The sequence below is a fragment of the Mycobacteroides sp. LB1 genome (genome assembly GCF_013449725.1).
In the GTDB taxonomy this organism is placed as follows: Bacteria; Actinomycetota; Actinomycetes; order Mycobacteriales; family Mycobacteriaceae; genus Mycobacterium.
Map to the genome: position 1 here is coordinate 155,571 of NZ_JACCFF010000001.1, position 24,151 is coordinate 179,721.

The following is a 24,151-nucleotide window of genomic DNA, read 5'->3' on the forward strand; positions in this document are numbered from 1 at the left end:
TACAGAATTCGAGGTTTCGTAAGCTCCCCGATATGACCATCGACGCCGCCGCTGACAACACCAAGGAAGCACGTCGTCAGCGATTGGGCGACCGCGTCAGGCGGCTGTTCACCGAAGATCCGCAATTCCTGGCCGCCAAACCCGATCCCGGGGTGGACGCTGCCGTCGCGGTACCGGGCATGCGCCTGGCCGAAGTGGTCACCGCGATCATGGACGGGTATGCCGACCGGCCGGCCCTCGGACACCGGGCCCAAGAACTCGTCACCGACGAGACCGGACGGTCGACGCTACGTGCACTGCCCGAGTTTGAGACCGTCACCTACGGAGAGCTGTGGGGTATGGCGCGCGCGCTGGCCTCCACCTGGTACCACGATCCCGTCCATCCGGTACGCGCCGGAGACTTCGTCGCGATGCTCGGCTTCACCAGCGTCGACTACACCGCGGTTGATCTCGCGTGTATCCATCTGGGCGCGGTAGCGGTTCCGTTGCAGACGAGCGCGCCCGCATCGAGCTGGACCGCGATACTGGCCGAATCCGAGCCCTCGGTGCTGGCCGTGAGCGCCGAATTATTGGATGTAGCAATGGAATCGGCGCTCGCCACGCCATCGCTACGACATATCACGGTCTTCGACTATCACGCTGGTGTCGACGCGCAGCGAGAGAGCATCGAGACGGCGCAGCGCAGGATCTCCGAGGCCGGGCTGCCCATTGCCGTCGAGCCCATGTCTGCGGTGATAGGGCACGGGCGGGCTCTTCCGCAGGCCCCACTGTTCACCGCCGAAGACGATACCGATCCGCTGGCCCTGGTGATCTACACCTCGGGAAGTACCGGTACCCCCAAGGGCGCGACCTACACCGAGAAGATGGTCGCCAAACCATGGCTGCGGGCCGACACCCTGAGCTCCAAGGCCGAAATTCCGTTGATCAACCTGAATTTCATGCCGATGAGCCATGTGATGGGACGGGGCAGCCTGGTTACCGCACTGGCCTGCGGTGGCCTCGCCTACTTCGCTGCATCCAGCGATATGTCCACCCTGTTCGAGGACATCACCCTGACCCGCCCGACCGTGGTGACCCTTGTTCCCCGCGTGTGCGACATGCTCTTTCAGCGCTACCGCAACGAAGTGGAACGCCGCGCCGGTATGGATTCCGCGGCCGATCCGGCTGCCCTCGACGCCGAGGTCAAGGCCGACATCCGTGAAAATCTGTTCGGCGGACGCGTTTTGACGATCGTGTGCGGCTCGGCCCCGCTCTCGGAGGAGCTGGCCGCGTTCATCGAGTCCTGCCTGGATGCCCGCATCACCGACGGTTACGGGTCAACGGAGGCAGGTGTCATCGTGCGCAACGGCTGGATCCAGCGTCCACCCGTCATCGACTACAAACTCACCGACGTGCCCGAGCTGGGCTACTTCTCCACCGACAAACCACACCCACGCGGCGAGCTGCTGGTGAAGGCCGAATCGGTATTCGGCGGGTATTTCAAGCGCCCGGATGTCACCGCCGACGTGTTCGATCCCGACGGCTACTACAAGACCGGGGACATCGTCGCCGAGCTGCAGCCCGACAAGATCCAGATCGTCGACCGCCGCAACAACGTCATCAAGCTCTCTCAGGGCGAGTTCGTCGCGATCGCCAATCTCGAAGCCGAGTACGCCAACAGCCCACTGGTGCAACAGATCTGCGTCTACGGCAGCAGCGAGCGGTCCTATCTGCTGGCAGTCGTGGTGCCGACACCCGAGGCACTCGAACTGAGCCAGGGTGATGACCAGTCACTTAAGCGCCTGCTCGCCGAGTCGCTACAGCAGATCGCTCGAGATGCCGAGCTGCAGCCCTACGAGGTGCCACGCGACTTCCTGGTGGAGGGTGAACCGTTCACGGCCGCCAACGGCCTGCTGACCGGTATCGCGAAGCTGGCGCGACCGAAGCTGCATGAGAAGTACGGTGCCCGCCTGGAACAGCTGTACTCCGATATCGCAATCGCGCAGGCGCTGGAATTGCAGGCCCTGCACTCGGCGGGACACGAGGGCAAGCCTGTCCTGGACACCGTGCAGCGCGCGGCAACGGCGCTCCTGGGTCTGGCCACCGGGGACGTCAGTCCGGACGCTCACTTCATCGACCTTGGCGGTGATTCGCTGTCCGCGTTGTCCTTCTCGGATCTGCTGCGCGACATCTTCGCCGTGGAAATTCCGGTTGGCGATATCGTCAGCGCCGCCAACGATCTGACCGCCATCGCGCGCATTGTGGAGACACAACGTGACTCCGGTTCTGTGCGTCCCACCGCCGAGTCGGTGCACGGTGTCGGGCACACCGAGATCCGTGCGGCCGATCTGACCCTCGACAAATTCATCGACGAGGCCACGCTGCAGGCTGCCCCGTCGCTCCCCAAATCGACCGGCGCACCACAGACCGTGCTACTCACCGGGTCCAACGGCTACCTCGGCCGATTTCTCGCGCTGGAATGGCTTGAGCGCCTAGACAAGACGGACGGCAAGCTGATCGCCATCGTCCGCGGCAAGGACACCCAGGCCGCATATGAGCGACTCGAAGATGCCTTCGACAGCGGCGACGCCGAACTGCTCAAGCACTTCCGGTCACTGGCCGACAAGCACCTCGAAGTGCTCCCCGGCGATATCGGCGACCCGGACCTGGGCCTTGATTCCGACACCTGGCAGCACCTGGCCGACACCGTCGACCTCATCATCCACCCCGCCGCACTCGTCAACCATGTACTCCCCTACAAACAGCTATTCGGCCCCAATGTCGTTGGCACCGCCGAGATCATCAAGCTCGCATTGACCACCAAAATCAAGCCCGTCACCTACTTGTCCACCGTCGCCGTGGCAATCTCGGTGGACCCCAAGGTGTTCGACGAGGACGCCGATATCCGCACCATCAGCGCGATCCGCCCGATCGACGACGGGTACGCGAATGGCTACGGCAACAGCAAGTGGGCCAGTGAAGTGCTGCTACGCGAGGCACACGATCTGTGCGGCCTGCCCGTGGCCGTCTTCCGCTCCGACATGATCCTGGCCCACAGCCGCTACACCGGCCAGCTCAACGTCCCCGACCAGTTCACCCGACTGATCCTCAGCCTCATCGCCACCGGTATCGCCCCCGGCTCCTTCTATCAGGCACAGGCCACGGGAGAACGCCCACTCGCCCACTACGACGGCCTGCCAGCAGATTTCACGGCTTCGGCCATCACCGCACTCCGCGCCATCGAGGGCTTCCACACCTACGATTCGGTGAACCCACACGCCGACGGAGTCTCATTGGACAGCTTCGTCGACTGGCTCATCGACGCCGGATACCCCATCCAGCGCATCGCCAAGTACAGCGAATGGTTCGACCGCTTCGACACCGCCATCCGCGGCCTGCCCGAAAAGCAGAAGCAGCACTCGCTACTCCCACTGCTACACGCGTACCGGTATTCACAGCACGCGCATAACGGGGCCTTCCTGCCCGCGGTCAGATTCCGTGAGGGCGTGCAATCCGCCCAGAACACCGATATCCCCCACCTCACCCGGGAGCTCGTCGTCAAGTACGCGACGGACCTGAAGCAGCTCGGGCTGCTGTAGTCGCGCGAATTTCTGTGTCCCGCTTTCAATTCCGGGTGACACCGGCGAAAGCCCGGATTTGAAAACGCTCCCGGTGTTACTGTCCCCGCCATGGGACAGTGGTCACGGGACGAACTGCAGAGCATGTTCGACCATCACCTGCGGGTGGTCGAGGAGATAGGCCCGAAGGGCGACTGGGCCAAGTACGCCGATCTGTTCGCCGAGGACGCCACCTATATCGAACCGACTTACGGCACCTTCGAGGGCCGTGCAGCCATCCGTGAGTCGATGGTCAAGACCATGTCCGAATTCCCAGGGGTGGAGATGCCCCACTACTTCTCCAACTGGCACGTGGTCGACGAGGAGCACGGCTGGGTCATCTGCGAGCTGGTCAACCGGATGAAGGACCCCGGCGACGGAAGCGTCTGGGAAGCAACGAATATCAGCATCTTCCGTTACGCCGGCGACAATCACTGGGCCAACGAGGAAGACGTCTACAACCCGATGCAGTTCATGGTGGCCATCCAGGGCTACGTGCAGCGCAGCAGTGAGCTGGGCTCGCTGTCCTCTTCGGCAGAGACGTTCGGGAAAAACATGGGGTGGCTCGGCTAACGCGCGGCGAGGAACCGCCCGGCCTTCACCGTACTGCCAAAGCCATCGACAAAGGTGCCGTAGGAGTAGAGCCGCTGCCCACCGACGACCGTGGCAGCGATCGCCCCGTCGTTGCGGCATACCTGCCGAGATACCCCGAATTCCGTCATGTACTCCTCGTGGTACCCCTCAAGTGAATCATCAAGGCCCACAGGGTCGATCACGGTGATATCGGCGGTATCGCCAATGCGGAGCCGCCCGGCATCCAGGCCGTACCACTCACCGAGCTCACCGGTCAGCCGGTGCACCGCGGCTTCCAATGGCATGAACGGCTTGCCCGCCTCGCAGGCCTCCTTGACGCGCTTAAGCAACCGAAGCCCGGCGTTGTAGAAGGACATGTTGCGCAGGTGTGCACCGGAGTCGTTGTTGCCCAACTGGAAATGCCGATACTTGATGGCTTCGTTGAGAACGTCGGTACGGTCGTTGGCAATGGTGGTATGCCAGCGCACCTTCCCGGGGTGCTCGGCAACCAGGTCGAGGAAGGCGTCCACCGGCTGTACGCCGCGGGCGTCGGCCACCTGGCCGAAGGACTTGCCCACCACCGATTCATCGGGGCAGCCGACGATCTCGGTGTCGTACATATCGCGGTTCCAGGCCACCACCCCGTACTTCTGGGCCATCTCCTTGCGGAACCGCCGCCGGTACCCCTCATCCTTGAATAGGTCGACCCGCTGGAGCTGATCGCGGATATCCAACGCCGCCGTGCCCGAGGCGAACTCCTCGAAGATCACCAGATCCATACCGTCGGAGTACAGATGGAAAGGTACCGCCAGCAGCTGAAAATTGACCTGGGAGCGCAGCAGCGGGTTGAGGGCACCGGTCGCCGCCTTGAGGAGTGTTATCACCGACCGGTTGCTCTTCAGATCGAAGGCGGCCAGCAGCGTGGTCTTGAGCGCGCGGCGCCAGGGACGGGCACCGCTGAGCAGGAAATGCATGACCGTCTCGGGCCGCTTCTCCACATCGAGATTCGACTGCACGACGGCGCCGCGCCGCCGGACCACGTCATAGAGAGCCCCGTACTCGCGCCAGGTCGCATATGTGGACGGCAACTGTCGGCCCGCGAACCGCGTGCCTTCCAGCTTGGAGAAGCGCAGCCGGTCGGTGGACAACCCGGCGAATCCGGCGTCGAGCGCATCGGCCACCATGGCGCGCATCCGAGCCAGCTCCTCGGATGTGGGCCGCTCCTCATAATCGGTGGCACGCGCGAGACCCATCACCGCCGCACGGATATCGGAATGTCCGATGAGTGTCGCGACGTTGGCGCCCAGCGGAAGTGACTCGATGGCCTCGCGGTATCCGCGTGGCCCGTCCCAATCCTTGTGCTCCTTGAGGGCCGAGTGCACCGCATCCCAGGGCAGAGCCTCCACCCGGGCGAACAGGTCGGCGACATCCTCCGGTTCGGCGTACACCGCGGACATCGAGCAGTTGCCGTAAACGACGGAGGTGACGCCGTGGCGCACAGATTCGCCGAGCCCAGGACTGACAAGCACCTCGGCGTCGTAGTGGGTGTGCACGTCGATCATGCCGGGGATGACCCATTTGCCGTCGGCCTCGATGACCTCATCGGCATCGGCGCCCGACAGATCGTGGGCCATGGCCACCACTTTGCCGCCGCGGACCCCGATATCCAAGGCTTGGCCGGGCGCACCCGTCCCGTCGAATACCAAGCCGCCGCGCACCAGCAGGTCAAATGTCGCCATAGGCTCCATGGTCAATACCCCGTTCGATCAGCAGATACCCAGCCTATCCCGCAATCCGATTCACATCTTCACAGATGCTTCACAATCGATTGCTACCGTGCGGCATGAACGACAACCTGCCACGCACGCCCATCATTGGACCGGCAGCCTGGGTTGCACATTTCGAGCGGAACCGCCGGCTCAACCGCGAGATCGACGCCGCCATCAACTGGCGTGCCGACACCGCGCTACCATCGGAAACCGCACTGGCAGTGGGGCGTTCCCTGCAACGTTTCGAGATCGGCGAACGCGGCGACGGTGAGGTGCTGTTACGCAAGGCACGCGCAGGCGATCCCGAATACGCGAAGGCGCTCGAACTGTTCGTCGCCGAGGAACAGCAACACGCCCATCTGCTGGGCCGAAGCCTGGAGCACCTGGGTGTGCCGCCCCTCTCAACGCATTGGTCGAACTCGGTGTTCGTGACCGCTCGCAGGATGTTCACGCTGCGATGGGAGGTGATGGTGCTGACGGTGGCCGAGGTGATCGCACTGAGCTACTACGGCGCCTTGTCGCAGTGCGGCGACCCTGCGGTGGAGGCCATGTCGCGGCGAATCGTCGATGACGAGCACCAGCACGTGGCCTTCCAGATCGACTCCCTGCAAAGGGGATTCATCCGCATGCCGATCGGCATGCGGATGCTGGTGCGCGGGATATGGATGATCCTGGCAGCAGGTACCACCGCCGTGGTCCTGCTGGATCACGGCGGTGCGCTGCGGGTGTGCGGCTGGACCCGCGCACGTTTCGCCCGCGCGGCCGGCCGCGATTTCCGGCGAGTGTCGCGAGATGCCCTGCTTAGCCGTCGAAAACGATCTGCACCCGATCCGATTCCGGCAGTGTCTGGCATGCCAAGGTGAACCCCTCGGCCACCTCGCTGTCGATGAGCGATTCGTTCATCAGCATCCGCGTCTGACCCGATATCACCGAACACATACAGGTGGCACAGGCGGATTCGCGGCACACGTAGGGGGCGTCTATCCCCGCGTCCAGGAGCACGTCGAGCAGCTTCTTGCCCGCCGGCCAGTCGAGAACGTGTGTGCTCCCATAGATTTCGACCTCCAGGACTGTGTTCCCGGTGATTCCGCTGCTGGTGATCCGAATTGCTTCGGCCGTCACTGGCCCGCCGCAGTGGCGCGAGTGGGTAGTCGATCGTTGAGTTCGCCCTCGGCGCCGAACAGGATCTTCTGCCACTCATCCAGCAGCGCGTTGGTGTCGACGTCGTCCGGATGGAATCCCGGGCGCAGGTACACCGCGATATCGCGCATCAGTCCCTTGACGAGTGGTCCGCGGTACAGGTCGATGGTCTGACGCAGCACGGATACGGGCTTCCAGCCACTGCGATCGGTGAGGATCGACCCCAGCACCGCGAGAGTCATGACGGGCAGTGTGCCCAACCAGATCGCCGACATCACACCGATGCGCACCGATTCCGGTCCGCCCACCGCGCGGTAGACATCGAAGGCCACCGACTTGTGTTCCATCTCCTCCATCGCATGCCAGTTCAACAGGTGATGAACCTCATCGGACATCGGAATCTCTTGCAGCTCAGAGCTGGACAGCACCCGCTCGGCGAGCACCGCGGTGTAATGCTCTGCGGCCGCCGTCCCCGCCAGGTGCGCGATCTTGGGTATGCGCTTCTCCAAGGCCAGGACAAACTTCTCGCGCCGGCTGCCCTCTTCGAAGTTCATAAGCCTGACCAGCGGGTATCCCATGTTCACGATCTGATCGTTGAGCTTGCGGTGCTCGCGACCGTGCATGGCCTCTTGGCCGATGAAGGCCGCAACACGCTTCTTCAACACCGGATCGGTGATCTGGTCGGAGTAGTTGCGCACCGACCGAATGAAGGACTCCTCACCGGGCGGGAAAACACCCGACAGTAGTGACACCAGGTGACTGAAGACGATATCGCCCTCGACGTAGTGCTTCTTCATCGGAGCCGGCTCACCGAACCGGAAGTTCATCCGGCGCACCTTCGGAAGCGCGCGCGTGACCGACTTTCGACTCCGCTGTTCTACAACTGCCATGACGGAACTCCTTACCTCCGACGTCCGCGTTGACGTCTGACCTGGCTTTTTATACTGGTACTCCGAGTACTACTGATAGTATCCATACGGCATGGCGTAAGCACAATAGGCAGCAGGATCGTGTCGCCCGAATCAACAAACCGATGACGGCACACACATATCATCAGTGGTGATGGGAGCCGTGGAGAACGTGAGCACAGCCATCGCACCGAAGGCAGGCACGGCCGCTGCCCGGCGCGGCGACCGACGCAAGATTGCACGAGAAGAATTGGTGGACGCCGCCTTTCGCGCCATCAACAGCCTCGGCCCGGCCGTGAGCATGGACGATATCGCTCGCGAAGCCGGGATCGCCAAGCCCAAGCTGTACCGATACTTCGAAGACAAGGGCGACCTGCACACGGCGGTACTTGCACGCGTCCAGGACATGGTGTGGTCGGCCGCCACCGGCCGCATGAATCTCATGACCGATTCAGCACGCCAGCTGGTCGAGCTCGGCGCCAACGAGTACACACGCATGGTCACCGAGCACCCGAATGTGCTGCGGTTCATCGTGCACGGCCATTTCGTGAATTCGGCGGACGGCACCGAGCGGCTCCTCGAGGCGGCACACCAGATGACGCGCGACCTCGCGGAAATGCTGTCGAACGCCATCGATGACGAAACAGTGAGCGCCGATGACGCCGATCTGGCAGTCAGCTCGGTGGCTGGGGCAGTCGGCACCGCCACCGACTGGTTCTTGAGCGCCAACCAGTCACGCGACAATCCCATGCCGATCGAGCGGTTCACTCAATACCTGGCCACCATCTTGTTTGGTATCGCCGAATCGATCGCCGCATTCAACGGGCTGATTCTCGACCCCGAGCTGCCGCTGCACTTGGCCTTCACCGGTACCCGCGGCTAGAGACAAAACTCGATGACTGATCCAATCCCCTTGAGCCGCATAAGCCGTGGCCAGATTTTGGGCAAGCTCGCTGCCGGGCAGGCCATCCGCACCGCCGGAAGCCGGATATCCATGATCGGCCGGTCAGAACGGGCCCGTGAAGTGCTGGCAGAACGATCCTCGCTCCAAGCCGCCGAACAGCTCGTCACCGTGCTGGGCAGCCTGAAGGGCTCGGCAATGAAGCTCGGTCAGCTGCTCTCGATGCTCGAAGTCGATCTGGTGCCGGAGGCGCACCGAGAACGCTTCCGGCAAAAGCTGGCCCGGCTGCGCGACCAGGCCCCACGCGAACCGTTCTCGGTGATGCGACCGATCATCGAAAGAAATCTGGGAAGCCTCAGTAAGACATTCCGCGATTTCGACGAAACACCTGTCGCGGCCGCATCAATCGGGCAGGTCTATCGCGCCACCCTGCGAGATGGCCGCGATGTCGCGGTCAAGGTCAAGTACCCAGGCGTCGACGAAGCGGTGCGCGCGGATATGCAGAATCTCGCGCTCTTCACCAAGTTCTGGCGCAAAGCGATACCAACCCTTGCCAATTCGGCGTTCATGGACGAGATCTCACTGAGCCTGGAAGGCGAGCTCGACTACCTCCGCGAAGCACGCACCCAGCGACATGTTGCCGAGCACTATCGCGGGCATCCCTTCATCGTCATTCCCGACTGTGTACCGGAACTGTGCACACCGCAGGTACTCGTCACGGATTTTGTAGCGGGCGAAGCCTTTCCGTACATGCAAGGACTGCCCGACACCGAACGTAACCGAATCGGTGAACTCATCTTCCGCTTCTACGTCGGCTCGCTGTTCCAGGACAACGAGTTCTGCGGCGATCCCCATCCGGGCAATATCCTGCTCGCCGCCGATGGCACCGTCGGATTCGTGGACTTCGGGCTGTACAAGCGAATGGATCCCGAACATGTGGACTTCGAGCGTCAGACCATGAGCGCAGCATCTGAGGGCCGCGCCGACGATCTATACGACGCCATGGTGCGGCGCGGGGTGGTCGACCCGGACGCCGCGGTAAGCCCCCAGGACTGTTTGGAGTACTGCTATGCGGCGTCCGGATGGAACCTCGTCGATGAAGAAATGACCATTACTCCCGAGATCGCTTCCAGTGCAATGATTCTCGCCGTAGACCCACGCTCCGGCGAGTTCGCCGGCATGAGGCGCCAAAACCTGCCGCCCGAACACATCTTCTCGCGACGCGCGGACTTCTACACCTTCGGCGTCCTCGGCCAGCTCAACGTCACCAACAACTGGCATCGGATCGCTCGCGAATGGATCTATGGTGAACCGCCGACTACCGAGATTGGCTGCGCCATCCAGGAATGGCGCAGCTCCCGGAATTAGCGGCGCAGCAGTCCGTCGAGGGCTCGGCCGAACATCCACTGGCCGCCGGATCTGGCCAGCGTGTCGAAGAATCTCGGTAAACCGCGAATGCGCACTTCCTCACGCCAGACCACCCGAGAACCGCGGTCTGCGGGATGGACCTCGATCTCGGCCCAGCCCAGTATCAACGAACCCGTCTTCTCCAGCCGACACCTCCCAGGCTGCCCGCCCTGCGGCGGTTCCCATCCGGCGACCGTCATCGGATCATCGAAACCTATGCGCCCCAACCCGGTTCGCCCCACGAAGGTGGTACCGACGCCTGCGGGAGGGTCGCTGGTGACGACGACCGTCGTCAACGGGATGTGCTCGCTATGCCGCGGCCAGTCGGTGACCCGCGCGAAGGCGATCGCGGCGGGCAGCACACTGGCTCGCTCTATGAGAAAAAGGGCCATGAGCCGAACAGATTCGAGGTGGCCTTCTTACCGCGCAAGGCGACGATGGTGTCCTCCAGAGTTTCCCGCGGATCCCGGTAGGTGACTCCTAGCTCACGCTCGCTGGGTGAGTCATCCGAGGCGGGCATCTGCGTGTAGTACTGCATACCCGCCTCGGTGACCGGAGTGCCGTGCGGCACGTAGCGGCCGACCTGGTCCAGCACCGTCCCCGCTGCGCGCAGCACCGAGTCGGGTACCGGAACCGCAAGTACGGTACTGCCCGCTGCTTCGGTCAGCAGATCCACCAGCTCGTCGACCTCCAGCCGATGGCCACCCGCGGTGTAGCGGCGGGGGCCGCGTCCGGGTTCCAACAACGCGGTGTGCAAGGCGGCGAGGTCACGGACATCCACCACCAGCCACGCCGCACTACGGCCGGGGACCGACCTCAGCAGCAGGACCCAGCGCACCCCCTCGGCGGCCTCCCCGAATTGATCGCCGACGGGTGGTCCCAGCACCATGCCGGGATAGGTGATGGTCACCGGTGCGCCAGACTCCTGTAATTCGCGCACGTAGAGCTCCACCCGCGCCTTCGACTGCCCGTATCCGTCACTACCGCCCGCCGCGGGCAGGTTGGCGGCGAACGTGTCCAGGCCCGGCCGAAACAACGCGGTGATGCTCGAGACGTGCACGATCGGATCGAGGCCACGGTCAACCGCCGCCCCGAGGACGTTTTGGGTGCCCTCGAGGTTTATGGCCATCATCCGGTCGGCTTCTTTGGGATCCGTACTGACCATCGCCGCGCTATGCACCACCGCATCGCATCCGTCGAGTGCGGCCTCGACCGACTCCCGGTCGGTGATATCGCCGACCGCGTAGTCGGATACGTCGACACCCAGCGTCGCCACCGTGGTGTGCAGTCGCGCTTGCTTACGCACCAGAAAACGGACCTGATGCCCGGCGTCTGCGATCGCTTTCGCCGTCCACCCACCCACGAATCCGGTACCGCCAGTAACCAATACGCGCATGCTTCACGTCCCATCCGGTTCGGCGGCCCGCGCCAATCAGGACATCGTAGGTCGTCAGGGCTTCTATACCGGGCGAATACCGAAGAGCCATGCGCCACCGACCCCGCCGCGACGTGTGCCAAGATCGCTGGGTGCGTCTACGCCCTGCCCTCCAGCTCATCGCCATGCTCACCGCCATCGCCATGGCCCTGGCTCCGACCGCGAATGCGCAACCCGAGCGGGTAACGCCCATCGGACACATCGGTGAGACGCTGCATTTCGACTACGGCACCATCGGCGCGGACGTCACCGTGCACAACATCGAACCCACCGGCGTCCCCGCGGGAATGGCTCCCCCTCGCGGTGTCATCTGGAAGGCATACGTCACCATCCGGCCGACCAAGGTGCCCAATGCGTACGCGCTGCTGATGGCGCTCAAGCTCGGCGGCATCTCACCGGAAACCGGGGATGCGTACGAGCCGCAGCGCACCGACGAGCCCGACGATCTGAACTATGCGCTGCGCAACGCGCCGCAGGGATCGACCGTAAGCGGCGCTGTGTACTGGGACGTCTACCGCGGACCGGTGCGCCATATCGTGCTGCGTTCGGCACAGACCCAGGTCCACCTGGCCCAGTGGGACCTCTAGCGCACTTCTCCCGCGCGAGCCCTGGAGATCAGCGGGGCTGGAACAGGTAGTTCCGGAAGGTATCGGTGACCTTGTCCGCGGGCCGCCAAGAATCGGCGCTCCACACCGACATCCGGTAATCGCGCTCGGTGAACCAGGCCACGATGTCCCCGGCGGTGCGTCCGAAACGCTCCATGTGCCGGTCCTCCACCTCCAGCATCATCGCCGGTCGAGTCCGCTCAATCGTCTTCTCACCGCTGACCAGGACATCGAGTTCGGCGCCCTCGACATCGATCTTCACGAAATCGATCCGCGCGATGCCCAGACGTTCACAGAACCCGTCGAATGTCTCGGTATCCACGACCACCCGAATGTGCTCGTCGAACTCGGCATTCGAGCCGAGCCCGTCGGCTCCCGCGTCGACAAAGGACCGGCCGGTGATCGGCTTGCCGTTGCGCAGCGGAACGCTCATCACTTGCTCACCGGCATTGGTGCCGAGCGCGACAGCGTGACGGCGCACGTTCTGTGCGCTGCGCAGGCCCAGGGCCGCCGACGAGGTGGCATGGGCGAACCGCAGCGGCTCCAGGCTGTACACCAGGCCCTCGGCGCCCACCAGCCGTGCCAGCTCCGCGGTGTAGAAACCGGCGGCCGCACCCACGTCGAGGCACACATCCCCCGGCCTGACCACCTGCGCGATACCCACCAACTCGCTTTCCACCCACGGTGTGGTGCGGGCCAGTGTGCGCAGGCCCTGCCCCACCACCGCGTCACGAATCTCGCCGAAGGCCGTCACGCGCCGGGTCATGTGATGCTCCTCCTGAATGGGGTGAATGGGTCGCAGAGTCTGAAACCGGGCCAAGTATAGGTAGCGTGCCGGTCATGACGATTCAGGTCGGCACCGCCACAGCGGCCGACTGCACCGAGCTGGCCGACGTCGCCGCCCGAACCTTTCCTCTGGCCTGCCCACCGTCGTCGACGCAGGACAATATCGCAGCCTTCATCGCGGCCAACCTCAACGCGGACAGGTTCGCCGAACACGTCCGCGATAACCGCGTGCTGGTGGCGCGTGCTGACGGCACGACGATCGTGGGGTACGCGATGCTGGTCGACGGTGTCGTCGACGATCCCGAAGTCCAGCGCGCCGTCACGCTACGGCCCGCGGTACAGCTCTCCAAGATGTACGTGCTGCCGGAGTTCCACCAAGCCGGGGTGGCGGGCGCACTGATGAGCGCCGCCCTCACCGCGGCTGCCGGGCGCGGGGCCACCGGCGTATGGCTGGGCGTCAACCAGGAAAACGAACGCGCACAACGCTTCTACACCAAACACGGCTTCAGCCGCAGCGGCACCAAGACGTTCCGAGTCGGCGAGCGACTGGAGAACGACTATGTGATGCAGCGGGTCATCTAGCGCTCGGCAACGGCGCCGCGCTGAGCGCCAACAGCCGCGAGGTGGCGCGCAGGTACTTCTTGCGGAAGCCGCCTCCGACCATCTCGTCGTCGAAGATCGTGTCCAGCTTCACCCCCGACGCCACCACCGGGATGCCCGCGTCGTAGAGCCGGTCCGTCAGCGCCACGATCCGTAGCGCCACCGCCTGGTCATGTATCTGCTGCACGCCCGCGATGAATACCGCCGTCACACCTTCGATCAAGGTCAGATACCGCGAGGGATGCATGCTCGCCAGGTGGCGGCACAGATCGTCGAACTCGTCGAAGGTGGCACCGTCAATGGAGGCCGCCAGCTCGCGGAGTTCTTCGCTGGTGTGCGGCTCGGGTGCAGGAGGCAGATCACGGTGGCGGTAGTCGGGACCCTCCACCCGCACCGTGTTGAAGATCGCCGCGAGGGTGTTGATCTCGCGCAGGAAGTCCTGCGCCGCGAACCGGCCCTCACCGAGCTGCTCGGGCAGCGTGTTGGAGGTGGCGGCAATGGATACTCCACGGGCCACCAGTTCCGAGAGCAGCCGCGACACCAGCGTCGTGTTTCCCGGGTCGTCAAGCTCGAACTCATCGATGCAGACCACCGTGTAGTTCGACAGCAGCTCGATGCACTCCAGGAACCCGAAAACCCCGGCCACCTGTGTCAATTCGCCGAAGGTCGCGAAGGCCTTGGGGCCCGGCACGGTGTGGTAGATGGACGCCAGCAGGTGAGTCTTGCCGACACCGAATCCGCCGTCGAGATAGATGCCGACGCCGGGCAGCACCTCACGCTTGCCGAACAGTTTCTTCTTGCCCGAGCGGCGGGTGACCGCGTCCTGGCAGAACGCCCGACAGGTCTCCACGGCCGCGGCCTGAGTCGGTTCGTTCGGATCCGGCCGGTACGAGTCGAAGCTCACCGAAGTGAACGTCGGCGGCGGTACCAACTGCGCGATCAGCCGGTCATTGGAGACGGTGGGGTGCCGGTCGGCAAGGTGCTGGAGGTTTATTACGGCACCGGATTGCGGATCAGTCACACGGGCAGCGTAGCGGCGTGTTGAGATCTCCTTGTGGCCGACAACGACGGTGAACAGGCAATTCCGGGCTCTACTGGGACGCAGCTCACACAGCTGACGACGGGCGCATCGGTCGACCCAGGCCAGCTGGTCGATCTCTACGATTACCCCGACGACGCCGGACTCTATCTGCGCGCCAACATGATTGGCAGCTTGGACGGTGCAGCGACGGTGACCGGATCGTCCGGTGGGCTCGGCGGCGACGGCGACCGAGCGGTGTTCGCCGCGATGCGCGCCAATGCCGATGTGATTCTCGTCGGGGCCGGCACCGTGCGGACCGAGCGCTATCACGGAGCGCATCTACCGGTCAGTCAGCGCCAGCGCCGCCAAGCCCGCGGACAGAGCGAGGTGCCGGTGATCGCCGTCGTCACCGCCTCCGGGGCGATCGACCCCAGCACTCCCCTGTTCAACGAGTCGGAGATCGCACCCATCGTGGTGACCTCGGCATCCGGGGCGGCGAACGTCGCTTCCCGCGTATCCGGTGCGCAGGTAGTTGTCGCCGAGCACCACCTGCGCGCCGGGCAGGTCGACCTGCCCACGGCGTTGGCCGAGCTGCGCGGTCGCGGTCTGACCCGGGTGCTGTGCGAAGGCGGTCCCGCTCTGCTCGGCACCCTTCTTTCCGCACGTCTCGTCGATGAGCTGTGCCTGACCATTGCGCCGACCACGGTCGCGGGTGGCGCAATCCGGATCGCGTCGAGCCCCGCCGAAGCACTTACGTCGTGGCGACGGGTGTTGTTACTCGGCGACGCGGACGGGTACCTGTTCGCGCGGCACGTCCGGACCTAGCTAACGCTCTTCACGCAAGCGGCTCATCGCAGCTAACGCTTTTCACGCAAGCGGCTCATCGCAACCCATGCACACCCGATACTCTGGTCCGCATGGGTGCACGGCTGGCGGGGGCGATGGCGGTTGCCATGCTCCTGGCCGGGTGCGCCCCCGGCCCTTCCGCGGGACCGAATTTCGCGATGGACGAGGGGCGAGGAAATATCGGCCCACCCTCGGCGCCGCCGGTGAGCGGACCCCCATCCATCGACAAACCCAAGGTCGACCTGTCTTGGCAGGACTGCACCCGGGAGGTGCTCGCCAGTGCCGGCGTGACCACATCGCCGACGTTCACACTCGAATGTGCCGAGTACAAGGCCCCGCTGGATCCCATCAATGGCGCACCGGGCAGCGTGACGCTGGGCGCAGTGCGCGCCAAGACCTCGCAGACACCTGCCGATGCGGGGCCGTTGGTCTTCACCACCGGCTCGGATATCCCGTCCTCGGTACAGCTGGCGACCTGGCTCAACGGTCCCGGCGCCCAGGTGCTCAGACAACGCCCGGTGGTGGCTGTCGACCGCCGCGGCATCGGGCGATCCGATCCCATCACCTGCCGCGACACCTGGGATCTGCGGGACATGCGGGACCAGGCCCAGAATCGTGGCGGTGACGACCAGGTCGCGAGCCTCGGCAAGATCATCGAGACGGCCACCACCAACTGCACCGACACCATCTCCCCCGGTGACTCGGCCTACAACGACGCGCATGCCGCCGAGGACCTGGAGGCGTTGCGCGCCCAATGGGACGTGCCCAACCTGGCACTCCTTGGCGTTGGCAGCGGCGCCCGAGTGGCCCTGGCGTACACGGGATCTCATCCCAACAAGGTTGCTCGGCTGATGCTCGACTCACCCGTGGCCGCCGATATCGCCGCCGAGGCCGCCGCCGAACAGCGGCTCAAGGGCGAGCAATCTGCCTTCGATGCGTTCGCGGCGCAATGCGTCGCCAACAACTGCTCGCTGGGACCCGATCCGGCAGGCGCCGTCGGCGATCTACTGAATCGCGCCCAAAACGGCGGGCTGCCCTGGTCACGGGCGACCGTCGTCAGGGCGATCACCACGGCATTGGCGTATCCGGTCGGCGACGGCAACGCCGTCGTGCAGAACCTCGCGAACGCACTCAACGCTGCGCGCGGTCCTGACCGCGAGGCACTCACCCCGCTGGTGGAGCGGGCCAACGCGCTGCGCGATGCCGATGGACAGTTCGTCAACTCGTGCAGCGACGCGCTCAGCCGCCCCACTCCCGACCGGGTACGCGAGCTGGTGGTCGCCTGGGGCAAGCAATACCCCCTCTTTGGGCGCACCTCCGCCCTCGAACTCGTGAACTGCCTGCAGTGGCCCAGCGGATCGAAGTCGAATCCGCCGCAGGACTTGAAGATCAACGTGCTGATCCTCGGCGTGCAACACGATCCGATCGCCGGCAGCGAGGGCGTCTCGGCCACCGCCGCGGTCATCATCAACGCCAAGGCGGCCAGCAAGCGCGTCATGTGGCAGGGCATCGGCCACGGCGCCATCGTCTACACCGCATGCGCGCAGCCGCCGGCCCTCGGATATCTAGACAGCGGCAAGCTCCCGGAGACCGACACGTTCTGCCCGGCCTAATCGCACTTGCCAGAGCCCTGCGGGGCGCTCAGGGTACGGTGCCTGCGTGGTGTCAGTCGATGCGTTGTTTTCCGGCCTAGTGGCCGGCTTCAAGAACTCTTTGAAACCTCCCACGGCGGCACCGTCGGTAACGACCATCGTGCGCTCGGCACTGTGGCCACTCGCCATCATGGCGTTGATCCACCGCAGCTATGTGCTGGGCACCAACGGCTACATCACCGACGACTTCGGGCCCGTGTACCGGGCCGTTATCGCCTTCAAGCGGCACCTGCCGGTGTACGGCGAGAACTTCGCGTACGTCGACCCGCATTACATCTACCCGCCTGGCGGGACCCTGCTGCTCGCCCCCTTCGCATACCTGCCGGTGGACGCATCGCGTTACTGGTTCATCACCATCAACACGATCGCGATCGTCATCGCGGCGTACTTCTTACTGCGGCTGTTCGACTTCACGCTGGCCTCGGTGGCCGCGCCCGCACTCCTGCTGGCCATGTTCTGCACCGAAAGCGTCACTAATACACTGGTTTTCACCAATATCAACGGTGTCATGCTGCTGCTGGAGGTGCTGTTCTTCCGCTGGCTGCTGGACGGACGCAAGGGTGCGCAGTGGTGGGCGGGTGTCGCGATCGGCCTGACACTGGTGATCAAACCGCTCCTGGCTCCCCTACTGTTGCTGCCGCTGCTGAACCGGCAGTGGCGGGTTTTCGCGGCCGCCTTCGGTATCCCCGCCTTCTTCAACGCGGTGGCGATGTTCGGCCCGCACAAGGTCAGGATCGTGGACGGTTGGGACTATCTCCGGCGCACCCTGAAATATCTGGCGGAAACCCGCGACTACTTCAACAGCTCCATCTCCGGCAATGGCCTGTACTACGGATTGCCCGAGCCGCTGATCGCCTTCCTGCGCATCGCGTTCCTGGTGATCGCCTTGGTGAGCGTGTGGCTGTTGTACAAGTACTACCGGCAGCGAGACCCCAGGTTCTGGGCTCTGACCACCGGTGGCGTGGTGCTGACGGCTTCGTTCCTGCTACTGGGTCTGGGCCAGGGTTACTACTCGATGGCGCTGTTCCCGTTCGTCATGACGATCGTGCTGCCCAACTCGGTGCTGCGGAACTGGCCGGCCTGGCTTGCGATTTACGGGTTCTTCTCCATGGACCGCTGGCTGCTCAACCACTGGCTGACGACCGGACGCGCCCTGGAATACCTGAAGATCACCTACGGCTGGTGCCTGCTGCTGATCGTCGTGATGATGGTGCTGCTGCTGCGCTACCGGGATGCCAAGGCCGCTGGCACACTGGACCAAGGGCTTGATCCCGTGTGGATGCGCGAGAAGGCCAAGACCAAGGAGACACCAGCCGATGACGACACCGAGCGACCCGACAGTGAATCTGAGCGACGAGCAGTGGCGGGAGCGACTGACTCCTGAGGAGTTCTCGGTGCTGCGCCGCGCGGGCACCGAGCGACCGTTCGTCGGCGAGTACACCGATACCAAGACCGAGGGCGTGTACGCCTGCCGGGCATGCGGCGCCGAGCTGTTCCGCAGCACCGAGAAGTTCGAATCCCATTGCGGCTGGCCGTCATTCTTCGACCCGGCCGATTCCGATGCGGTGATCCTCAAGCCCGATAAGTCGCTGGGCATGCGCCGCGTCGAGGTGGTGTGCGCCAACTGCCACAGCCACCTGGGGCACGTCTTCGAGGGCGAGGGATATCCCACGCCCACCGATCAGCGGTACTGCATCAACTCGATCTCGCTGCGGCTGCAGCCGTCCTAATTCCGCGACACGCCGCATTACGGCGGATTCGTATCGCACGTTTCCGCCACGAGACGGCGTGTCGGCGGCTACGGCAGGTTGGCGACGAGGTCCTCGACCGATACCCGCGGGCCGGTGAAGAACGGCGTCTCCTCGCGCACATGCAACCGCGCCTCGGTCGCACGTAGGTCGCGCATCAGGTCGACGATGCGGTGCAGCTCGGGGGCTTCGAAGGCCAGCAGCCACTCGTAGTCGCCGAGCGCGAACGCGGGCACGGTGTTGGCGCGCACGTCCTTGTATGCGCGTGCGGCGATCCCGTGATCGGCGAGCATCTTGCGCCGCTCCTCATCGGGCAGCAGATACCAATCGTAGGACCGCACAAAGGGATACACACAGATGTAGGCGCCCGGATCCTCACCCGCAAGGAACGCCGGGATGTGGCTCTTGTTGAATTCGGCGGGCCGGTGCAGGGCGGCGTTGCTCCATACAGGAGTGCTGGCCCGGCCCAGTGCGGTGGTGCGCCGGAAGTCGCGGTACAGGGCCTGCAGCTGCTCGATGGATGCGGCGTGCGACCAGATCATGAAGTCGGCGTCGGCACGCAGACCGGCGACGTCGTAGATGCCGCGAACCACGACACCGTCGTCCTCGTGCCGCTTGATCAGGGTGGCCACCTCATCGGCGACACCGTCGCGGTCCTCGCCCAGTCCCCCGTCGCGCACCTGGAACACCGAGAACATCAGGTAACGGACGGTGGAGTTGAGGGTGTCGAAATCGAGGCTAGGCATGTCCCCATCGTGCCACGATCACCTGTGCCGCTTGAGAGGCGGAGGCCACACAGGCCGGCACCCCGATGCCGTCCAGGTAGGAGCCCGCCACCGCGATTCCCGGAGGCAGCCCGGCACGGATGGCATCCACCACATCGGCGTGGCCGGGCCCGTACTGCGGCATGGCGTCGATCCAGCGGGCCAGCGCCAAATCGATGGGAGCGACCGTGGCACCGAGCACCGTTTCCAGGTCGGCGACGGCCCAGTGCCGCAGCTGCTCGTCGCTGGTCGCCCGAGCCACGGTGTCGCCGAAGCGTCCATAGGACAACCGCACCACCTGGGTGCCCCGTCCACGCAATCCCCACTTGCTGGTCGAGAACGTTATGGCCTTGGTATGCAACGCTTCTCCCGATGCAACGAGCACACCGGAATTGGCGGGAATCGGGGCGTCGTCGGGCAAGGTCATGGCCACCACCACCGAGGAGGCCACCGGGATGCGTCGCGCCGCCACCGCTGATTCCGGTGCCACCGCGTCGAGAATGCGCGCCGCGCGGGGTGCGGGGACAGCGACGATGACGGCATCAAAGTGATCGGCCGTGATGTCCGCTTGATTCTCGCCGGTGAGCACCCATCCGTCGCCCTCACGTGCGATACCGGTGACCGCGAGCTGCCGGTGATCGGCACGGGCGCGGCACCAGAGCTCCTCCAGCAGCACCGTATAGCCACCGTCGATGGCACCGAAGATGCCGGTGGCCGAGATCGGAGGCAACGCCTGGCGGGCCGCGACGAGCAGACTGCCCGCCCCCTCGTCGAGTGCGCGGGCGATACCGGGTGCCGCCGTGCGCAGACCCGTCGTTGCCGCCGAACCCGCGTACACGCCTCCGAGCAGCGGATCGACCAGCCGAGCCACCACCTGCGGACCGAACCGAAGTGACACCAGGTCGGCGACGGTTGGTTCGGCACCGACGGTCCACTGCATACCGCGCTGGGGCTCGCTGTCGATGCGCGCCACGGTGTCGTCGTCGACCAACCCGACTACTGAGGACCCCGAGGCAGGGATTCCGTTGACCGTCCGCGTGGGCAACGGGCGCAGGCGGCCCCCCGCGTACACCAGCGGGCGCGCCCCCGAGGTCTCGAGTGTGCGGTCCGCCAGCCCGAGCTCGCTCAGTAGATCCACCACCTCGGGGCGCCGGGTGATGAAGGCCTCGGCACCGATATCGACCCGATGCTCGCCCAGGGTGATGGTGCGCAGGATTCCACCGAGCTGTTCGGCCGGGTCGTACACGACGACCCGGGCATCGTCACCGACCGCACACCGCACCCGATACGCCGCCGTCAGCCCCGAAATACCGCCCCCCACAATGGCAATGGAGCGTGGTCCGGCAGACGGCGGCGGTGTCACCTCGGCGTCACAAGGAGTGCACCAACGCCACCGCATCGGTGAGCACAGCCGGATCGGTATCCGGCAGCACCCCATGCCCCAGATTGAAGATATGCCCGGCCGCGCCGGCAGCCACGGCCTGACGCCCCTCGGCCACGATTCGGCGCACCTCACTCTCCACCACCGGCCAGCCTGCGAACAGCACGGCCGGATCGAGGTTGCCCTGCAAGGCTTTTCCGGAGCCGATCCGACGCGCGGCGACATCCAGCGGGGTACGCCAATCCACGCCGACCACCGTGGCCCCGGCCTCGCCCATCGCACCCAGCAGCTCGGCGGTACCCACCCCGAAGTGCGTCATGGGCACGCCAACGCCCGCAAATTCATCGAAAATTCTTGTGCTATGCGGCAATACAGCGGAGCGGTAGTCGGCCAGGGACAGTGCGCCCGCCCAGGAGTCGAATAACTGCAGTGCATCCACGCCGGCGTCGAGCTGGGCGCGCAGGAAAGCGATGGTGATATCGGTCAGCGCCGTCATCAGCGCGTGCCAGGTCTGCGGATCGCCCTGCAGCAGAGCCTTGGTGCGCTGATGGTTGCGACTCGGACCGCCCTCGACGAGGTAGGAGGCCAGCGTGAAGGGGGCGCCCGCGAAACCGATCAGCGGGGTCGCGCCCAGCTCGGCGACCAGCAGTCGCACCGCATCGCCGACGGCATCGACCTGACCGGGTTCCAGGCGAGGCAGCGCCGCCACGTCGGCGGTGGTGCGCACCGGGTTGGCGATCACGGGTCCGACATCGGGAACGATGTCCAAGTCGATCCCGGCGGCCTTGAGCGGAACCACGATGTCGGAGAAGAGAATGGCGGCATCTACATGGTGCCGACGGATCGGCTGCAGGGTGATCTCGCAAACCAACTCAGGATTGAAACAGGCGTCCAGCATCGCGTGATCGGCCCGTACCGCGCGATACTCGGGCAGCGAACGTCCGGCCTGCCGCATGAACCACACCGGAGGGTGGCTGGGGGCCTTCCCCGAGGCAGCCGCCAGGTAGGGAGAAAATGGCAGGTCACGTCGTATTTTCGAAGGGGTTCGCGGCCCCGTCGCGCGATCTTCGTTCAATCCGGTCATCACGCCCCATGCTGCCATGGCGACCTCGCACGGCGCGCCTCCGGGAGCATGTCGGCCCGGCGCATTACCGTTCATTGCTGTGACGTCTGCCGAACCAGCCCCGTTCCGCGCGGCGGTCGACGCGATGAACTCCGTGACCGCGCGTCCGGAGATCGAGCTGGGCACCATTCGTCCCCCGCAACGGCTGGCCCCGTTCAGCTACGCACTCGGCGCAGAGGTCAAGCACCGCGATACCGATAACGTGCCCGAACAATCCGAGGGCGACGCGTTCGGCAGGCTAATTCTGTTGCACGACCCCGAGGGCGACGAGGCATGGAACGGCACCATGCGGCTAGTCGCCTACATCCAGGCCGATCTCGATGCTTCCGAGGCCGTCGACCCGTTGCTGCCCGAGGTTGCGTGGAGCTGGCTTGTGGATGCGTTGTCGACCCGCTCCAGTGACGTGACGGCGCTGGGCGGAACCGTGACCGCAACCACCTCGGTCCGCTACGGCGATATCGCCGGTCCGGGACGTGCCCACCAGCTGGAGCTGCGGGCATCCTGGACCGCCACCGGCACCGATATCGAAACCCACGTCGAGGCGTTCTGCGAGGTGCTTGAGCATGCGGCAGGCCTGCCGCCGGTGGGTGTGACGGATCTGGGGACGCGTCATCGCGCCTAGCACTCGCGCTGCTGACTCAGATATATGAAAACCGACGATATGGACGCCGACGATATGGACGCCGACGCCGAGCTCCCGGAACCGACACCACTACGGCTCCCCGCCGACGGGGTACCGCCGATCACCGCCTCTACGGATGAAATCCGATCGGCCGCAAAATATTTGGCATCCGGCACCGGCGCCTTTGCCGTCGATGCCGAGCGGGCCTCGGGGTTCCGTTATTCCAACCGTGCCTACCTGATCCAGATTCGCCGACGCGGCGCGGGAACGGTCCTGCTGGATCCGACGAATGTTCCGGAAGCCCTGGAACCGATTGTCGAGGTACTGGGCAGCGACGAATGGATCTTGCATGCCGCCGACCAGGATCTGCCGTGCCTGGCCGAATTGGATATGAGACCGCCGTCGCTATACGACACCGAATTGGCCGGGCGTCTTGCAGGATTCGAGAAGGTGAACCTGGCCGCGATGGTGCACCGGCTGCTAGGCCTGGGCCTGGCCAAGGGACACGGGGCCGCGGACTGGTCCAAACGCCCATTACCGGATGAATGGCTCAACTACGCCGCACTCGATGTCGAGGTGCTCATTGAGCTCCGCGAGAAGATCGCCGAAGTGCTTGCCGAACAAGACAAAACCGAATGGGCCCGGCAGGAGTTCGAGCATCTGGTGCATACCCCGGCCTCGGCGACCCGGCGGGACAACTGGCGCCGCACCTCGGGCCTGCACAAGGTACGCAAGCCCGCACAGCTCGCCGCTGTACGCGAATTATGGCTCAGCCGTGACGAATTAGCGCGTACACGGGATATCGCCCCCGGACGGATCTTGCCGGATTCGGCGATCGTCGAAGCGGCGCTGGCCGATCCGAAGACACGCGACGAGCTGATCGCGCTGCCGGTGTTCGGCGGCCCGCGACAGAAACAGCAGGCCAACCGGTGGCTCGCCGCACTGGCAAAGGCGCGCAGCGGCGCGACTCCTCCACCGGTCAACGAACCAACTACGGGGCCACCGCCGGTATCGCGGTGGTCGCGGCGCAAACCCGAGGCGTACGCGCGCCTCGAAGCGGTGCGGACGGGCCTGACTGCGCTCTCCGAGCAGATCTCGGTGCCCGTGGAGAACATCGTCACCCCCGAGATCGTGCGGCGGATCTGCTGGGACTGGGACGGAAACGCAGACGTCGAGGAGCTACTGGCCGGTCACGGCGCGCGTCCGTGGCAGCGCGAGCTGACGGCCGCGATCCTTACCGAGGCGTTGGCCGACTAACTCGGGCGATCTCACCG

23 protein-coding genes are annotated in these 24,151 nt (G+C 65.0%); 13 read left to right on the forward strand and 10 right to left on the reverse strand.

Annotated elements, in window-relative coordinates:
• Window positions 1-32 precede the first annotated feature (32 nt).
• A complete protein-coding gene (gene car / locus MLB1_RS00745) occupies window positions 33-3,578 on the forward strand; it encodes a carboxylic acid reductase (protein ID WP_180747854.1) in 3,546 nt (1,181 codons plus the stop codon).
• A 90-nt stretch (window positions 3,579-3,668) separates the two neighbouring features.
• The gene (locus MLB1_RS00750; protein WP_180747855.1) at window positions 3,669-4,169 is read left to right on the forward strand and encodes a nuclear transport factor 2 family protein; all 501 of its coding nucleotides are present in this window, start codon (window positions 3,669-3,671) and stop codon (window positions 4,167-4,169) included.
• Here MLB1_RS00750 and MLB1_RS00755 read toward each other — a convergent pair.
• Window positions 4,166-5,908, reverse strand: a complete 1,743-nt coding sequence (locus tag MLB1_RS00755; protein ID WP_180747856.1) for an amidohydrolase family protein — start codon at window positions 5,906-5,908, stop codon at window positions 4,166-4,168. The two genes, MLB1_RS00750 and MLB1_RS00755, sit on opposite strands and share 4 nt — an antisense overlap.
• Window positions 5,909-6,012: 104 nt before the next feature.
• On the opposite strand from MLB1_RS00755, the gene MLB1_RS00760 reads away from it, so the two are divergent.
• Window positions 6,013-6,801, forward strand: a complete 789-nt coding sequence (locus MLB1_RS00760) for a ferritin-like domain-containing protein (RefSeq protein WP_180747857.1) — start codon at window positions 6,013-6,015, stop codon at window positions 6,799-6,801.
• Here MLB1_RS00760 and MLB1_RS00765 read toward each other — a convergent pair.
• Window positions 6,740-7,060, reverse strand: a complete 321-nt coding sequence (locus MLB1_RS00765) for a 2Fe-2S iron-sulfur cluster binding domain-containing protein (RefSeq protein ID WP_180747858.1) — start codon at window positions 7,058-7,060, stop codon at window positions 6,740-6,742. The genes MLB1_RS00760 and MLB1_RS00765 overlap by 62 nt on opposite strands.
• Window positions 7,057-7,968, reverse strand: a complete 912-nt coding sequence (locus tag MLB1_RS00770) for a metal-dependent hydrolase (protein ID WP_180747859.1) — start codon at window positions 7,966-7,968, stop codon at window positions 7,057-7,059. Before MLB1_RS00770 ends, MLB1_RS00765 begins: the two co-directional genes overlap by 4 nt.
• A 181-nt stretch (window positions 7,969-8,149) precedes the next feature.
• Between MLB1_RS00770 and MLB1_RS00775 the strand changes: the two genes are divergently transcribed.
• Both MLB1_RS00775 and MLB1_RS00780 read left to right on the forward strand, forming a co-directional pair.
• On the forward strand, window positions 8,150-8,869 hold the full coding sequence (locus MLB1_RS00775; protein ID WP_180749606.1) for a TetR/AcrR family transcriptional regulator: 720 nt from the start codon (window positions 8,150-8,152) through the stop codon (window positions 8,867-8,869).
• Window positions 8,870-8,881: 12 nt separating this feature from the next.
• Window positions 8,882-10,255, forward strand: coding sequence for an AarF/UbiB family protein (locus MLB1_RS00780; protein ID WP_180747860.1), 1,374 nt, complete (start codon window positions 8,882-8,884; stop codon window positions 10,253-10,255).
• Here MLB1_RS00780 and MLB1_RS00785 read toward each other — a convergent pair.
• Together MLB1_RS00785 and MLB1_RS00790 are read right to left on the reverse strand one after the other, a co-directional pair.
• Window positions 10,252-10,686, reverse strand: coding sequence for an SRPBCC family protein (locus tag MLB1_RS00785; RefSeq protein ID WP_180747861.1), 435 nt, complete (start codon window positions 10,684-10,686; stop codon window positions 10,252-10,254). The two genes, MLB1_RS00780 and MLB1_RS00785, sit on opposite strands and share 4 nt — an antisense overlap.
• Window positions 10,668-11,690, reverse strand: coding sequence for an SDR family NAD(P)-dependent oxidoreductase (locus MLB1_RS00790; protein ID WP_180747862.1), 1,023 nt, complete (start codon window positions 11,688-11,690; stop codon window positions 10,668-10,670). Before MLB1_RS00790 ends, MLB1_RS00785 begins: the two co-directional genes overlap by 19 nt.
• A gap of 131 nt (window positions 11,691-11,821) precedes the next feature.
• On the opposite strand from MLB1_RS00790, the gene MLB1_RS00795 reads away from it, so the two are divergent.
• Window positions 11,822-12,316: a DUF1942 domain-containing protein gene (locus MLB1_RS00795; RefSeq protein ID WP_180749607.1), complete on the forward strand. Its 495-nt coding sequence runs from the start codon at window positions 11,822-11,824 to the stop codon at window positions 12,314-12,316.
• Between the two features lie 28 nt (window positions 12,317-12,344).
• Here MLB1_RS00795 and MLB1_RS00800 read toward each other — a convergent pair whose 3' ends face one another.
• Window positions 12,345-13,100: an FkbM family methyltransferase gene (locus MLB1_RS00800; protein ID WP_180747863.1), complete on the reverse strand. Its 756-nt coding sequence runs from the start codon at window positions 13,098-13,100 to the stop codon at window positions 12,345-12,347.
• Between the two features lie 74 nt (window positions 13,101-13,174).
• Here MLB1_RS00800 and MLB1_RS00805 point away from each other — a divergent pair, with 74 nt between their 5' ends.
• Window positions 13,175-13,702: a GNAT family N-acetyltransferase gene (locus MLB1_RS00805; protein ID WP_180747864.1), complete on the forward strand. Its 528-nt coding sequence runs from the start codon at window positions 13,175-13,177 to the stop codon at window positions 13,700-13,702.
• On the opposite strand, the gene zapE is transcribed toward MLB1_RS00805, so the two are convergent.
• Window positions 13,695-14,768, reverse strand: a complete 1,074-nt coding sequence (gene zapE, locus MLB1_RS00810) for a cell division protein ZapE (protein WP_371750583.1) — start codon at window positions 14,766-14,768, stop codon at window positions 13,695-13,697. The two genes, MLB1_RS00805 and zapE, sit on opposite strands and share 8 nt — an antisense overlap.
• 6 nt (window positions 14,769-14,774) lie before the next feature.
• On the opposite strand from zapE, the gene MLB1_RS00815 reads away from it, so the two are divergent.
• The 4 genes from MLB1_RS00815 to msrB all read left to right on the forward strand — a co-directional run bounded on the left by MLB1_RS00815 (window position 14,775) and on the right by msrB (window position 18,969).
• On the forward strand, window positions 14,775-15,566 hold the full coding sequence (locus tag MLB1_RS00815) for a pyrimidine reductase family protein (RefSeq protein WP_180747866.1): 792 nt from the start codon (window positions 14,775-14,777) through the stop codon (window positions 15,564-15,566).
• A 92-nt stretch (window positions 15,567-15,658) separates the two neighbouring features.
• Window positions 15,659-17,200: an alpha/beta fold hydrolase gene (locus tag MLB1_RS00820; RefSeq protein ID WP_180747867.1), complete on the forward strand. Its 1,542-nt coding sequence runs from the start codon at window positions 15,659-15,661 to the stop codon at window positions 17,198-17,200.
• Window positions 17,201-17,246: 46 nt separating this feature from the next.
• Complete coding sequence (locus MLB1_RS00825) at window positions 17,247-18,623, forward strand: glycosyltransferase family 87 protein (protein WP_180747868.1); 1,377 nt, start codon at window positions 17,247-17,249, stop codon at window positions 18,621-18,623.
• A complete protein-coding gene (msrB, locus tag MLB1_RS00830) occupies window positions 18,580-18,969 on the forward strand; it encodes a peptide-methionine (R)-S-oxide reductase MsrB (RefSeq protein WP_180749608.1) in 390 nt (129 codons plus the stop codon). Before MLB1_RS00825 ends, msrB begins: the two co-directional genes overlap by 44 nt.
• Window positions 18,970-19,037: 68 nt before the next feature.
• Here msrB and hemQ read toward each other — a convergent pair whose 3' ends face one another.
• From hemQ to hemE, 3 genes are read right to left on the reverse strand one after another with little or no spacing between them, the layout of a single operon-like run.
• Window positions 19,038-19,733, reverse strand: coding sequence for a hydrogen peroxide-dependent heme synthase (gene hemQ, locus MLB1_RS00835; protein WP_180747869.1), 696 nt, complete (start codon window positions 19,731-19,733; stop codon window positions 19,038-19,040).
• The gene (locus tag MLB1_RS00840; RefSeq protein ID WP_180747870.1) at window positions 19,726-21,114 is read right to left on the reverse strand and encodes a protoporphyrinogen oxidase; all 1,389 of its coding nucleotides are present in this window, start codon (window positions 21,112-21,114) and stop codon (window positions 19,726-19,728) included. Before MLB1_RS00840 ends, hemQ begins: the two co-directional genes overlap by 8 nt.
• Window positions 21,115-21,121: 7 nt before the next feature.
• Window positions 21,122-22,216 (reverse strand): uroporphyrinogen decarboxylase, encoded by a 1,095-nt coding sequence (gene hemE, locus MLB1_RS00845; RefSeq protein WP_180747871.1) that lies wholly within the window; start codon window positions 22,214-22,216, stop codon window positions 21,122-21,124.
• A 79-nt stretch (window positions 22,217-22,295) separates the two neighbouring features.
• Between hemE and MLB1_RS00850 the strand changes: the two genes are divergently transcribed.
• On the forward strand, window positions 22,296-22,877 hold the full coding sequence (locus MLB1_RS00850) for a DUF3000 domain-containing protein (RefSeq protein WP_180747872.1): 582 nt from the start codon (window positions 22,296-22,298) through the stop codon (window positions 22,875-22,877).
• 54 nt (window positions 22,878-22,931) lie between these two features.
• Complete coding sequence (locus MLB1_RS00855; RefSeq protein WP_180749609.1) at window positions 22,932-24,134, forward strand: ribonuclease D; 1,203 nt, start codon at window positions 22,932-22,934, stop codon at window positions 24,132-24,134.
• Window positions 24,135-24,151 lie beyond the last annotated feature (17 nt).

Excerpts from the sequence above, each read along its gene's own strand:
- MLB1_RS00790 (WP_180747862.1), bottom strand. The coding sequence starts at position 11,690 with ATGCGCGTATTGGTTACTGGCGGTACCGGATTCGTGGGTGGGTGGACG.
- MLB1_RS00785 (WP_180747861.1), bottom strand. The coding sequence starts at position 10,686 with ATGGCCCTTTTTCTCATAGAGCGAGCCAGTGTGCTGCCCGCCGCGATC.
- MLB1_RS00770 (WP_180747859.1), bottom strand. The coding sequence starts at position 7,968 with ATGGCAGTTGTAGAACAGCGGAGTCGAAAGTCGGTCACGCGCGCGCTT.
- MLB1_RS00820 (WP_180747867.1), top strand. The coding sequence starts at position 15,659 with ATGGGTGCACGGCTGGCGGGGGCGATGGCGGTTGCCATGCTCCTGGCC.
- MLB1_RS00760 (WP_180747857.1), top strand. The coding sequence starts at position 6,013 with ATGAACGACAACCTGCCACGCACGCCCATCATTGGACCGGCAGCCTGG.
- hemQ (WP_180747869.1), bottom strand. The coding sequence starts at position 19,733 with ATGCCTAGCCTCGATTTCGACACCCTCAACTCCACCGTCCGTTACCTG.
- MLB1_RS00750 (WP_180747855.1), top strand. The coding sequence starts at position 3,669 with ATGGGACAGTGGTCACGGGACGAACTGCAGAGCATGTTCGACCATCAC.
- MLB1_RS00780 (WP_180747860.1), top strand. The coding sequence starts at position 8,882 with ATGACTGATCCAATCCCCTTGAGCCGCATAAGCCGTGGCCAGATTTTG.
- car (WP_180747854.1), top strand. The coding sequence starts at position 33 with ATGACCATCGACGCCGCCGCTGACAACACCAAGGAAGCACGTCGTCAG.
- MLB1_RS00800 (WP_180747863.1), bottom strand. The coding sequence starts at position 13,100 with ATGACCCGGCGCGTGACGGCCTTCGGCGAGATTCGTGACGCGGTGGTG.
- MLB1_RS00805 (WP_180747864.1), top strand. The coding sequence starts at position 13,175 with ATGACGATTCAGGTCGGCACCGCCACAGCGGCCGACTGCACCGAGCTG.
- MLB1_RS00755 (WP_180747856.1), bottom strand. The coding sequence starts at position 5,908 with ATGGCGACATTTGACCTGCTGGTGCGCGGCGGCTTGGTATTCGACGGG.
- hemE (WP_180747871.1), bottom strand. The coding sequence starts at position 22,216 with ATGACCGGATTGAACGAAGATCGCGCGACGGGGCCGCGAACCCCTTCG.
- MLB1_RS00855 (WP_180749609.1), top strand. The coding sequence starts at position 22,932 with ATGGACGCCGACGCCGAGCTCCCGGAACCGACACCACTACGGCTCCCC.